Annotated in this window: 11 protein-coding genes and 1 pseudogene; 5 read left to right on the forward strand and 7 right to left on the reverse strand. The window is 62.4% G+C overall.

Features of this window, described 5'->3' with window-relative positions:
* Positions 1–56 precede the first annotated feature (56 nt).
* Entirely contained in the window at positions 57–344 is a 288-nt protein-coding gene (locus QXK92_RS01230) for a DUF732 domain-containing protein (protein WP_306239864.1), read from the reverse strand.
* 182 nt (positions 345–526) lie between these two features.
* A complete protein-coding gene (locus tag QXK92_RS01235) occupies positions 527–1,270 on the reverse strand; it encodes an ankyrin repeat domain-containing protein (RefSeq protein ID WP_306239865.1) in 744 nt (247 codons plus the stop codon).
* A gap of 477 nt (positions 1,271–1,747) precedes the next feature.
* On the opposite strand from QXK92_RS01235, the pseudogene QXK92_RS01240 reads away from it, so the two are divergent.
* A pseudogene (locus QXK92_RS01240) lies at positions 1,748–3,393 on the forward strand (nuclease).
* A gap of 50 nt (positions 3,394–3,443) precedes the next feature.
* Here the strand turns inward: QXK92_RS01240 and QXK92_RS01245 are convergent.
* The gene (locus QXK92_RS01245) at positions 3,444–4,106 is read right to left on the reverse strand and encodes an NUDIX domain-containing protein (protein ID WP_306239866.1); all 663 of its coding nucleotides are present in this window, start codon (positions 4,104–4,106) and stop codon (positions 3,444–3,446) included.
* 104 nt (positions 4,107–4,210) lie between these two features.
* Here QXK92_RS01245 and QXK92_RS01250 point away from each other — a divergent pair, with 104 nt between their 5' ends.
* Both QXK92_RS01250 and QXK92_RS01255 read left to right on the forward strand, forming a co-directional pair.
* Positions 4,211–5,653, forward strand: coding sequence for an ADP-ribosylglycohydrolase family protein (locus QXK92_RS01250; RefSeq protein WP_306239867.1), 1,443 nt, complete (start codon positions 4,211–4,213; stop codon positions 5,651–5,653).
* Positions 5,654–5,689: 36 nt separating this feature from the next.
* Entirely contained in the window at positions 5,690–6,433 is a 744-nt protein-coding gene (locus QXK92_RS01255; RefSeq protein WP_306239868.1) for an ankyrin repeat domain-containing protein, read from the forward strand.
* A gap of 81 nt (positions 6,434–6,514) precedes the next feature.
* On the opposite strand, the gene QXK92_RS01260 is transcribed toward QXK92_RS01255, so the two are convergent.
* The 4 genes from QXK92_RS01260 to QXK92_RS01275 form a co-directional block, all read right to left on the reverse strand.
* Positions 6,515–8,077 (reverse strand): SIR2 family protein, encoded by a 1,563-nt coding sequence (locus tag QXK92_RS01260; RefSeq protein ID WP_306239869.1) that lies wholly within the window; start codon positions 8,075–8,077, stop codon positions 6,515–6,517.
* Between the two features lie 510 nt (positions 8,078–8,587).
* A complete protein-coding gene (locus QXK92_RS01265; protein ID WP_306239870.1) occupies positions 8,588–8,767 on the reverse strand; it encodes a hypothetical protein in 180 nt (59 codons plus the stop codon).
* A 2-nt stretch (positions 8,768–8,769) separates the two neighbouring features.
* The gene (locus QXK92_RS01270) at positions 8,770–9,228 is read right to left on the reverse strand and encodes a hypothetical protein (RefSeq protein WP_306239871.1); all 459 of its coding nucleotides are present in this window, start codon (positions 9,226–9,228) and stop codon (positions 8,770–8,772) included.
* 11 nt (positions 9,229–9,239) lie between these two features.
* Positions 9,240–9,461, reverse strand: coding sequence for a hypothetical protein (locus QXK92_RS01275; protein WP_306239872.1), 222 nt, complete (start codon positions 9,459–9,461; stop codon positions 9,240–9,242).
* Positions 9,462–9,713: 252 nt separating this feature from the next.
* On the opposite strand from QXK92_RS01275, the gene QXK92_RS01280 reads away from it, so the two are divergent.
* Positions 9,714–11,549: a long-chain fatty acid--CoA ligase gene (locus QXK92_RS01280; RefSeq protein ID WP_306239873.1), complete on the forward strand. Its 1,836-nt coding sequence runs from the start codon at positions 9,714–9,716 to the stop codon at positions 11,547–11,549.
* Between the two features lie 53 nt (positions 11,550–11,602).
* Positions 11,603–12,991: a wax ester/triacylglycerol synthase family O-acyltransferase gene (locus tag QXK92_RS01285; protein ID WP_306239874.1), complete on the forward strand. Its 1,389-nt coding sequence runs from the start codon at positions 11,603–11,605 to the stop codon at positions 12,989–12,991.
* The last annotated feature ends 3 nt before the right edge of the window (positions 12,992–12,994 follow it).

A 12,994-nucleotide genomic window follows, 5' to 3' on the forward strand; every position in this document is an offset into this window, starting at 1 on the left:
AACCGCACCCGCATGGTCCCAAATAGCCTGCTGGGTAGGTTGGCTCGTCTACATCCTCACGCCGGACCGGTATAGCCATTCTCACGTGCCCAGGCGACAACCAGGGACTTGGTGTCCGGACACATGTTGTTGACGGCTGCGGTCAGGATGATCGCCGACTCGGTCGGTGCGAAGCCTGTCCTGCGCAGCTTGCCGAGCACCAACGAAGGTGACACGTCGTTTCGGAGGTCGTGGCAGAGCCCCTTGCCGATATTGATCATGTCGGTGATTGACGCGTAGCTCACCCCCGAGTTGTCCAACTCGGAGATGAAGTCGTACTGGTCGGCCCGAGCCGGACCCGACAAGGCCAATGCCCCGCATGTTGCGACTACTCCCGCAATAACCCCACGTCCGCGCATTTTTCCCCCTCGCATCGCGCCGAGGAGCAAAGAATACGATTGGCCACCGACAAGAAAATCCCGACAGCGAAAGGCGCAGGGGCTGGCGTACGAGGAGGTCGAACAGCTGTGTAGGGATTGCTGCCCGACTACACGAATCCTTGATCGACCAGAACCGCGCCTTGCGTCGTGACCACATGTGCCTGTCCCGAACCGCCAACAACGCGGCACCAACTCTTCACATCGAGATGGTCTTGCGCCAACGTGATGTCGAACCCCCCGTACATCCCGGGCACGGGGAACCATATGCGCATGCCCGGCACCTCATGCAAGATCTCCACGGGAGGGTATCGCAGGACGCGTTGGGGATCGCGGCCGTCGTAGAGCACGCCGCAGATGCGGCTGTCGATGACTTCGGCGAGGTGCCACTCGAGCGCGCGGATTTCGTAGCGCCCCAGGGGGGAAGGCGGTGGCTTAAGATAGCGCGTGCGCAGAATGAGCGATTTTCGCTGTTGTGCGGCAATGTCTTTGGGGTGAACCGCCTTCAGGTCCCGTTCGCGCCGGACATCGTAGGCGGTGCGTCCCCGAGCGTCGGTGAGTGACTTCAAGGCGCCACGTCGGATGAGTTCGGCGGCGACTTCGTTGGGTGCGCCGTGCCAAGCGGCTTGGTGTAAAACGGTGAACCAGGTGGTCCCGCCGGGCCGCCACCCGTTGATGTCTACGTGTAGTTCGTCGTCGTCGAGCAGTTCGAATACTGTTGCCCAGTCAGCCGCTTTGGCCGCATCGGCACATTCATGACTCGCCGACACGTCATCGTCGAACAACAGGTCAGGGTCGAGTACCCCGCGCCACACGAAGGGTTGGTCAGTCGGTACGTTCTCTGGCCCCGTCATGACGTTCCCTCCTTCCGAGTATCTGCGAGGCTAAGCCAATTCAGGGTTTGGGCATCCCTGCCCCGCCGAGGAATACCGTCGGTGAAAAATCGTCCTGCTCTTTTGTGGTTCGCCATCCATAAGCTGGTCGTCACCCAGGGCCGGCACTGTATGGGCATGTTGCGCATGTCCGTGCCACCCGGTTCCTCACGGCCACGTGCTGGGTGGAAGTCATAAGCTAAAGCGGATGGACTACATGCGTGCCAAGCTGGTGCGGCTCGACAATTACGAGTGCTTGGTAGGGGCAGCGCACCGCGAAAGAACACGTCCTTCAGCCTCGCCTCGCAGTCAGGTGGGTGGAAAGACCCGACAACTCCCGCCCCGGACAGCGTTGTATCAGCCTCTCCGACGTCGGCGAGCCAACTGACTCGGTGGGTTGCTACGACGGTGCTAGTGGGAATCTTGCTACATGTCACCGCCGCGTTACTCAATCTTGTAATGGCGGAAACTGAGTCGACGCGGCTGCGAGCCCCAACCCCTCGCCTGCTGAACGGTGCCGGACGCTGCTCGTACCACACGCTGACCGACCAACTGCAACCCAACGACGTGGTGATCCCCAACCAGCGCTTCACCGACCATCTCAAAGACCACGAGATCGACTTCGTTGTCGGCATCGAGGGCGCCGGCATCGTCTGCTTGGAGGTCAAGGGCGGTGAAGTCTGGCACGACGGGGAAGGCTGGGTGCCAGATCCGCAGCGGCAAAACGGGTGAACATCGAGCCGGTCCGCCAGGCGCGCGAGGCGTGTTATGCGCTGCGCAGCTACGTCGAGAGCGACCCACGCTGGACACAGGCCCGAATGCGCTGGGACCACGTCCTCGTTCTGCCCAATGTCGAGCTGCCGGAGGACTTTTCACTACCGGAATGCCCCCGCTGGAAGATCTCGTCCACAAACTGCGCAGTCTTCTCATCCGTCAGGAACTAGACCGGCCGCTAATCACCGTGAATGGAATCAGCCAACTCGGTACCGTGTTGAGCGGCAGGGGATTACGCAACGCGACGTCGTGGCCCGTGCGCTGGCCAACGAGGACACCGCCGACACCCTCACCGGACACCAGTCCGTCATTCTTGACGCCATCCGCCTCATTCACCGGGTGGAGGTACGCGGCGGCGCCGGCGGAGGCAAGACCTTCCTGGCCATCGAGCAGGCCCGCCGCCTCGCACAGCAAGGTCAACGGGTGGCTCTCGTGTGTTACTTGCATGGCCTGGCCTCTTACCTCGAGCGCGTCAGCGCGGCCTGGCCCCACGCCATAGACCCGCTTACGTCGGCGAGTTTCATGCCTTGGGGGTTCGCTGGGGCGCACCGGAGGGCCCCGATGAATCGTTACGCACCGAGCAGACCGTGCAATTCTGGGAACACGACCTGCCGCAGCAGATGGCGGAGCTGGCAGCACAATTGGAGCCTGGCCACCGCTATGACTCGATCGTCGTTGACGAGGCGCAGGACTTCGCGGACGCCTGGTGGGACCCGTTGCCTGCAGCGCTGAGGGACGAGGAATCAGGCGGACTCTACGTCTTCAGCGATGAGGGGCAGCGGGTTTTCAGTCGTCATGGCTCCCCGCCGGTTCCGCTGGTGCCCTTGATCTTGGATCACAATGTGCGCAACACCAAGCAGATCGCCAACGCGTTTCAGCCGCTCGTCGATCACCCGATGCGCTTCCTAGGTGGCGACGGGCCCGCCGTGAAGTTCGTGGCCTGCTCGCGGGATGACGCTATGGGTGTCGGCGACGACGAGATCGAGTCGCTTCTCGATGACGGATGGCGCCCAGAAGACGTCGCTCTGTTGACCACCGGCAGCCGGCACCCCGAGCAGAAGGAACGGCAAGCAGCGGGCAACGCCGCCTACTGGGACAGCTTCTGGGATGCAGAGCAGGTGTTCTACGGACACGTGCTGGGCTTCAAAGGGCTTGAGCGGCGGGCGATTGTGCTCGTCGTTAACGAACAGTCAGCATTCGAGCGCTCGCGGGAGCGGCTCTACGTCGAGCTATCCCACGCTAGGGATCAGCTTGTGGTGTGTGGCGACCCAGCTTTCATTCGAGAAGTTGGCGGGCCGGATCTCGCTCGCCGGCTGCAGCTTCGTGGGTAGTCCAGCCCTAACATGGCTGTGGAAGCGGCAAACATCGTGTCCGAACGCTCTTATGCTCGGACTTCTTGACGCCGATACGTCTCGGCGGGCCGGCCTCTGCCCTCACTCTTCAGCTGTCCTGTAGGCGTGACGAACCTCGACATGGCACGCCGGAAGACATCTCGTTGGAAGCTCTTTCCCGCCACCGCCTCGTGAGCGGCTCGCAACTCGAAGAGTGTGAACTCATTACCGAGGAATCCATCGGGATCGGGTCTGTCGGCATAGCGCGCCTGCAGGTCCTGAAGAGCTAGCTCGACGATTGTCGGATGATCGAATGGAAGTGCACCGGGGTCGCGGGCCGGAGCTAACCTGGTTTGGTTCAGTCTGCGCGACTTGAGTTGATGCGGCTGCACAACGGCGATGTGAGCAACAGAGAGCACCCAACCGCGGTGGTCGCGGCGGGGGTTGTCGAACACATGGAATTGCCGAGGGCGCAGGCCGCGGACATCTGCCTTTTCCCGGAGCGATCGGTCGACGGCCTTGGCAAGTGTCTCGCCCTTATGCAGGAAGGTCCCTGGTAATGCCCATCCGCGCCCGGCAGGTCGACGCACCTCCAGCACCATTAAGGCGTTGTCGTGGCTCAGGCTGAACACGGCAGTGTCGACGGCGACTGACGGTCGCTCGTACTCGTCAAGCGCCTTGCCCTTGGAATCGCGGTGCTTAGCGTCGCTCATGTCAGTGCCTCCTCGCGCAGTCTAGACAAATTGCGCTCTATCGCGCAAAATGGGATTAATTAGCGCGAATGAGCGCAAAATGCCCTCGGAGGGAGATGGTGACCATGGCTTCATTGGACGACCGTATTGAGGGTGCACTACTCGGCGTCGCAGCCGGCGACGCTCTTGGCGCGCCCTACGAATTCGAGCCACCGCGCGAAGCGGGGCTCGAAGTGGCGATGGTCGGTGGCCGCGGTTGGGAACGCGGCGAATGGACGGACGACACCGCGATGGCAATTGCCATTGCCGAAGTGGCGGCAACCGGCGCCGATCTGCGCGAGGAGTCCGCCCAGGACGCGGTCGTAGCGCGCTGGCAGGAATGGTCTCGAAACCCCAAAGACATTGGGATCCAGACTTCGAGGGTACTCCGATCAGCCGCGCGCGGCGGCTCGATATCCGCTGCCAGTGCGCGCGCTGTATCAGCCAGCTTGCATGCACGCACCGGGCACACGGCTGGAAATGGCTCGCTAATGCGGACCGCGCCGGTGGCTATTGCCTACCTCGACGACGAGAACGCCATGGTCGAGGCTGCTCGCGCGATCAGCGAGCTTACTCACTATGATCCGGATGCAGGTGACGCATGCGCCCTGTGGTGCTGTGCAATGCGCCATGCGGTGCTCACCGGGCAGCTTGATGTCCGAGTTGGGTTGCGGTACATCGAATCCGGTCGACGTGCGCGATGGGAGCAGCGGCTGACTGAGGCGGAACGGGCGGCACCGTCGTCATTTGCGAACAATGGATGGGTGGTCGCCGCGCTACAGGCGGCATGGTCAGCGATAGTGACGACACCGGAACCGGAAGACGACCCATCTGCTGGGCGTTTCCGTGCCGATAGGCTCCGGCACGGCATCGATGCCGCGGTGCGGGCCGGCAATGACACTGACACTGTCGCGGCGATCGCGGGGGGATTGCTCGGTGCGGCCTACGGGGCCTCCGCTGTTCCGCTCGAATGGCGGCAGTGGTTGCACGGGTGGCCTGATCTTGATGCGCACGGCTTGGTGGGACTGGCTGCAGCTATTGCTCGAAAGGGTCAGGCAGACCGTTTCGACTATTCTTATTCGGATTTTCCGATCGAAACGTATGCCCGGCACCCCTACGACGACGGTGTCGTCCTAGGCGGCATAGGGGCATTGCGTCGACTGCCGGACAAGTTTGATGCCGTCGTGTCTCTGTGTCGGCTGGCCGATAGCGATGTGCGGCAGGATATCCCGCACATCGAAGTGCGGCTGATTGACCGAACGCCGAATGACGAGAATCCGCACTTGGACTACGTGATGCTCGACGCCACGCGGGCCGTCGAGCGGTTGCGAGAGCAGGGTCGGACTGTTCTGTTGCATTGCGTTGCGGCGCAGAGTCGTACGCCGACAATAGCGGCGCTCTACGGCGCGCGGCTACGCGATGTCGGTGCCGAAGAAGCGTTGCGCGACGTGCAATCGGTGCTACCTAGCGCTTGTCCCAACTCGGCGTTCCGAAGCGGGCTGCGGCGCCTCGTCGGCTGCGCCAACTGAATTTGCCTGAAAGCAAAGCAACACCGAGGAGGGTTGATGACTGACCGCGACTACGCACTTCCCGAAGGCCTCTTTGTCTGGTTCGGGGTGCTCGATCCGAGTTACATGTTCGACCAAGCTGTGTCGGCTGGCCACCGACTTGCCGATGCGGCCAAAGTGGGGGACTGGTCAACCGTCTTTAACATGCTCGACGACCCGTCGCAACAGGCTCGGATCAACTGGTGGCGGCCCGGCGGAACCGCATGGTTCACAGTCCTGCATCAGGCGGCCTGGCATGGCGCTCCTGCAGGCGTCGCCGACGAACTCATCCGTCGCGGTGCTCTGCGCTCGTTGACGGATTCCCGCGGACGCACCGCCTACGATGTCCGCTGCGAACGTGACTCGCAGGCAAAGAGTCCCAAAGGGGTTGCTGCACAACGACGCAAATCCCTGGTCTTACGCGAGCGGTGCCTTAAGCCTCCGCCTTCGCCGTTTAGACAGAGCGATATTAGCGTTCTTGCCAAGCATCTGGCTGGTGTCATCGACAGTCGCATCAAGGGCATGGACGGCTACGGGTCCGACCCGCAGCGCGTCCTGCGCTACCCACCTGTCGGGATCATGCATGAGGTACCAGGCCAGGAGTTGTGGTTCCCGGTCGGAGGCATGTACGGGGGCTTCCATATAAAGTTGATGGGAGATTGTCTGGAGGTACGCAGTTGGTGCCGGATCGTTGGGGGCTCCGGCCAGGCGCATCTCGTTACCCGCGAGGGTGCGATCTTGGTCGATGAAGGTTTCTGCTGATTTTCGCGCACGATTACGCCGATTCGATCTGAGCCGAGGAGGCAGGTCGTCGCTAAGCCGAATCCGGGCCACGCTGACACTTCATTGATCAATCCTTTCGCCCGCGGCAAACCGGTCGAGCATCTTCTCAACCGCCCGTGCGGTGGGCTGATCAGGACATTGCGTCAGCACTTGCTCAACCGTAGCTTGTAGCTTGCCGAGTTGCCTTGCGATCGCGCGCTCTCCCTTGGAGAGGAGACCGTTGAACGACTTGTCGAGTATGTGGAGGTCCTGTGGTGCCGCGAGTTGAGCAACCCGGTCTAGGAGGATCTGAAGCCTGCGTCCCGAGCGATCGCGCGAACCTTCGCCGACGCGGTGCACATCGAGAACATCTTTCCAAATGGGAGCCAGAGGCCAGTCCTCTATTGTCAAAACTGTTCCAAGTTGACTTAACGGCTTCGCTTTTGGCGAGTCAGTTGCGATCCGAATCTCCTCGACAAGTCGGTGGAAGTCGTCATCGGTGAGCGAATAGCCCACGAAAAGCAGGTGTTTGGTGACTAGCAGAGCTTGAACTATTCCAAAAAGTGCGCTGCGCTCTCGGGCAAGACGGAGGTAGTCGGACCGAGTGATGACAATATGATCGGGTTGTTCAATACAACCGTGCAGCTTCAATAGCCACGGACGGTCCCGTTGCACGCGACCGTAGGGCAACACAGTCATGCAGCTATCGATGTCGGAGGTGCGATAGGAGCAGGCGCGCTCGTACAACTGGTCGTAGTTGGTGGTGACTGCCTGCTGCACGCCAAGCGACGCAAGCAGGGCGTGGGTCAATCCAATCCGCTTATGTCTGTGAATAGTCTTGCGAATCTTCGTGAGCAGCTCCTCGCGTCCGCCTAGTTCTTTCGCGATCAACGCCGCTTGGTCACGCAAATCCAGCTTGTGTATTGCGTCTCGCTCGTCGTCCAGTGACGTGCGAGATCGAAGATTGTCCAGAAGAGCTTGCCAGCCGGGAACGCCGGCATCGCAACTCACCCCTGCGCCGATAAAAAGTACCAACCGACCAGCCCGCGCCTCCTCGGCAAGCGACTGAGCCAACTCCTCTTCAGCTGGCGGCAGTTGCCAACCGCCGCGTGCTGCTTGAACCGCTGACCAAGCCAAATCATCGTACGTGCAAAGAACGATGTCGACCTCATGCTTGTGCGCAAGACTTTTAAGCTTGGAAACGAGCGGCTTGATGGTGTCGCCTTTGGCGCCTTTGAGGCCGCCCTCTCCGGTACCGATTAACGGTAGCGCCAGTCGGAGTTTTGTTTCAGCATCCCGTCGGCGGCAGTGCTGGACGGACAGCTCGACAAACGCTTCTACGATCGGTCCTAGTTGGCCCACTTGATGTTTGACGTCATCGGGCGATTCGGCTTCGTACGTGCCAACATTGCAAAGAACAATCAGCGGGCGGGAACGCCCGAGATTGAACGGGACCGCCAGGGGATGCTCCCAAGATGGGCCCTTGAGGCGTCCCGCCGCGGACAGGCCAACGGCTGATGCAAATCCCGCGGTCACGTGGAACTTCGGATCCGTGGGACACAGCCAGGCGTCACAGTCAATTGTGGTGACATTGGCCTTCACCACAAACACATGACCGGCATCGTTGGGGTGCTTGGTTTCCATCAGTCAATCTCAGCACTGTTCGGCGTGGATGTCAGCGTTTCGGCAGTCGCGCAGCGACCCCCACCTCGCCACTTGATGAGAGCTGCGCCAAGCATCCTTTGCCCAAACGGAACTGGACGAATGAGTACCGGACGCACTTTCAACCGCTGATGGCGTCGAACATTTGATATTTGACATTTAGCGGCTGTGCTCATGAGGGGTCCGCGCCATCCACGATGTCGGCGACAATTGAATACTTGCCACTGCCAAGGGGTCGGAATTACTCGGCGAAGCCAACTCGTCGACCGTTAGGCAGGTTGAAATGGCGCTCCTGGCAGCGCTTTTCGACCCGTCCTACGCGGAAGGGATGTCGCGGAGGGTTGGTCAGTTCATCGGTCTTCCGACAGAGTAGGTGATTCAAGAAAGCAGACCTGGCGACCGGATCGCAGAGCCGCCTGGGCATTCACGTGAGCGTTTCAGCGTCCTCGGTGCGCTCTGATTCTTCGCAGTGTTTGTCTCGCAACGGCTCTGTCAGCAGCGCGCCCAAGCGAGCGAGACCGTGGCGGCGGCCGCGAGGACATGGGTTGTGGTGGTCGCGACGGCTCCGATGGTGGCGACGGCGGCATCGAGCACGCTCGGAATGTGAAAGTCCTCCCAGGCCTCGACCTGGTGATGGCGGGCCTTCGCGAAATTGTCGAGCTCGTCGCGCATGGCTAAGCGCTGGGTGGCCAGCTCTCGCACCGAGCCGAAGCGGAAGCCGTCGAGGCCTTGGACTTGCCGAACCGGTCGAGTACTTCCTTTGCGTTCCGGTAGATTGCGACGTCTTCTCGCAGATGGTGGTCGACGAGCTCGCGAGCCTCATCGATCGCTCGCAGCAGGTGTTCTGGTTGCGTCGATGCAACTCGCGCGAGGCTCCGGCGCTGCCATTTGTGCAGCGAATCTTCTGCGATCACCAGCAGGCTCAATGTGTCATTAAGTCGGTTGTCGTTGAGCGCATTTCGCAGCTTCTCCGCGCGTTGCTGCACCGGCAGTTCGTCATCGAAAGACGCCAGGATGCGCCCGACATGGTTGCGCAGTTGCTCGACGGTGACGTTGAGCGCCGGTCCAAGAACGGCCACCGAATCCCAGTACGCGTCGGGTAGCGACCCGCACCTTTCCAATGACTCGACCATCCGCGACAGGGTCAGGTTATTGCCGAGCACGTCCCCGGCCCGCCGTTCGCGAGCGAGGCGCCGTGGGTCCCGGCGACCCTCATGGCTCGCCCGGCGTTCCCCTGCAGCCTCGTCAGGTAGGACTCGACCGCGGCAGGATCGCCGCCAACTAGCAGGACCTCGTCGTGAAACGTCACCACGACCTCGTCGTCATCGATGCCGCCCGACATGTCGGACATTTGGTGTTCGCTCACGGCACCCCCGTCGGCAGCTAAGCAAGCGGGCCGCGAGTTTCCAGGCGCTCGTCGGCTGACGAGAGCGGACACTACACGCGTGGCGCCACCCGAGAACTCGGGTTTGGCGTCTATTGGGCAGAAGTTCACCCGGGACGGGGAGTGGTCGCAGCCGGTCAACAAAGGACCTTGTCCTCTGGCCGCGCCCCCGCACTCGTCGGACACTCGGGAGTCAGCAATAGTCCCGCTCAGCCCTCAAAGGAGCAGGAAGGAATGGTCGAAGCCGATCCCACCGTGGTCCGGCACCCCAGCGGAGCGCTGGTGTCCACGCTGCCGCAAGCCTTCCAGGAGACGGCCGCCATCAAGCCGGACTCGATCGCCATCCGGACGGTCGGCGACGAAGTGGTCATCACCTGGCGTCAGTACGCCGACCGAGTCCGCAAGATCGCCGCCGGCCTTGCCGCCCTGGGGGTCGCACACGGTGACACGGTCGGCATCATGTTGCGCAACCGGCCGGAGTTCCACCTGGTCGACACCGCCGCCATGCATCTGGGCGCGATCCCGTTCTCGATCTACAACACCTCGGCGCCGGATCAGATCCGGTACCTGTTCAGCAACGCCGGGAACAAAGTCGTGGTCACCGAGAAAGAGTTTCTGCCCGCGGTGGAGGCGGCCGGGAGTCAACCCAATCACGTGATTGTCGTTGACGCTGACGTCGAGGGCTACCAGAGCCTTGAACAGCTCGAATCTCACGGAGCAGAAGCCGATCTCAACCCAGCCTGGCGCGCGGTCCGGCCCGACGACGTCGCCACGATCATCTACACCTCGGGCACCACCGGCCCACCCAAGGGGGTCGAGCTCACCCACGCCAACGTCATGGCCGAATTCTCGGCGATCGTCGACCTGGTCGGCTTGCTACCGACCGATCGGATCACCTCGTACCTGCCGCACGCGCACATCGCCGACCGAGTGACCGGGCACTACGCCAACATGGTTCTGGGAGTGCAGGTTACCGATGTCGCCGACCTCCACGCCATCGCACAGGCGCTGCAGGATGCTCGCCCCACGGTGTGGCTGGGGGTGCCCCGAGTGTGGCAGAAGATCAAAGCCGGAATCGAAACGAAACTCGAGACCGAGGCCACCGGCCTCAAGCGCCGACTAGCGTTGTGGGCCATCGAAACCGGCGTGCACGCCGCCCGCCTGTCGTTGGCCGGCGAGCCGCTGCCCGCATCCCTTGCCATCCGCCGCAAGATCGCCGATCGCCTCGTGCTGGCCAAAGTGCGCGACGCGCTCGGGCTCGACCGGCTGCGGTGGGGAGTCACCGGTGCCGCCGCCATCCCGGTGGAGACAATCGAATTCTTCTGGGGGCTAGGCATTCCCGTCTACGAAGTGTGGGGGGAGTCGGAGTGCGTGGGCGGCGCGACCTCCAACCGGCCCGGTATGAACAGGGTCGGTTCGGTCGGGCCGGCGCTGAACGGCGTGGAGGTCTCGGTGGCCGACGACGGCGAACTGCTGATCCGCGGGCCGATCGTGATGCGAGGCTACCGCCATCAGCCGGAGCAGACCGCGGAGGCAGTCGACGCCGACGGCTGGCTGCACACCGGTGACATCGGCACGATAGACGCAGGTTTCGTGACGATCGTCGATCGCAAGAAGGAGCTGCTGGTCAACGAATCTGGCAAGAATCTCTCCCCGACGAACATCGAGATGGCGATCCGTGCCGCCTCTCCGTTGATCGACCAGGTCGTGGCGTTCGGCGATGCACGGCCCTACGTGACGGCACTCATCGTCCTCGATCCCGAAGCCGCCGCCGCGCAGGCCGCGGCGCTCGGCATGGCCGACCAGTCGGTGGCCGCATTCGCCCAGCATCCCGACGCGCGCGAAATGCTCACCGCCGCAGTCCTCGACGGGAATTCCAAGCTGTCCCGCGTCGAGCAGATCAAGCGATTCCTCATCCTCGGCACCTCGTGGGAGCCGGGCGGCGACGAGCTCACCCCGACGATGAAGCTCAAACGCAAGCCGATCGCAGAGAAATACGCGACGGAGGTTGACAAGCTCTACTCGGCGACGCCAGGCCCGGACGTCATCAGCCTCTCCGGCAGCAGCTGAACCCCGATGAACCGCACCTTGCGCGCGAATGCCGACGAGAGACCAGTGCAGCCATGAAGCGGTTGTCAGCCCTCGATGCGACGTTCTGGTTCGCTGATACGCACGAGTGTCCGCTGCACGTCGGGGGACTAATGATCTGCGACCCGTCCGATGCGGAGAATTTCAGCTTCGATCTGATGAAAGACCTGCTCGTACAACGCCTCCCGGAGCTTCCCATGCTGCGTCACCGGGTGAAGGGCGCGCCGCTGGGTCTGGACCGGCCGTGGTTGGTCGAGGACACCAAGCTCGACATCCACTATCACATGCGTCAGATCGCGGTGCCCGCACCCGGAGGACGCCGCGAGCTCGACGATCTGGTGGGCCGCCTGATGTCCTACCCGCTCGACCGCGACAGGCCGCTGTGGGAGATGTGGTTCATCGAGGGTGTCGAGAAAGGGCGGGTCGCGATATTGACCAAGATGCATCACGCACTGATCGACGGGGTGTCCGGCGCCGGGCTGACCGAGATCATGCTCGACGTCACGCCTGAACCGCGACCGCCCGCCGTCGTAGCCGGCGCATCATCGACGTCGGGCATGCCTCGATTCGAGCGGCGCATGTTCGGCGCGATCGTCAACGTCGCGATCATGACGCCCTACCGCGTGCTGCGGATTATTCAGCAAACGCTGTTTCAACAGTTGGCGGTGCGCGGGCTGCCCAACAAACCGCCGCGATTCTTCCAAGCTCCCACGACGCGCTTCAACACCGACCTCACTCCCGAACGGCGGGTCGCCACGTGCAGTCTCCCGCTGGATCGGCTCAATGCGGTGAAACGAGCCCATGAGGTGAAGCTGAACGATGTTGTGCTCGCACTGGTTTCGGGAGCGATGCGCCGTTACCTGCAAGACCGTGGCGAGCTGCCCGAGCGGCCGTTGGTGGCTCAGGTCCCGATATCCACCCACCACAACGGCGCCGAAGTCGGCAACCAGATCATCTCCACGACGATCAGCTTGGCCACCGACGTGGTCGAACCGGCCGAACGATTGAAGAAAATTTTCGCCAATTCCCAAGGCGCCAAGGAAATGACCAAGACGCTGACCGCTCATCAGAGCTTGGGGCTGACCGACACGACACCGCCTGGGTTGGTGGGACTGGCGATCCGCGCCTACACCGCAAGCCATCTCGGCGGGCACGTCGCCCCGATCAACCTGGTCATCTCCAACGTTGCGGGCCCTGACCACCCGATCTATCTGGCGGGCGCGGTCGTCGAGCGGCTGGTGCCGGTAGGACCGCTGATGCTGGACGTGGGGTTGAACATCAGCTGTTTCAGCTATCACCGATTGATCAATTTCGGTTTCGTCACAACACCCGAGATCGCCGACGACATCGACAAACTTGCCGACGGCATGGAGCCGGCCCTGCAGGAGTTGGAAGAGGCTGCGGGCCTTCACACGGTGAACTGATCA

The sequence above is a fragment of the Mycobacterium sp. TY815 genome, from assembly GCF_030755135.1.
Taxonomy (GTDB): Bacteria; Actinomycetota; Actinomycetes; order Mycobacteriales; family Mycobacteriaceae; genus Mycobacterium.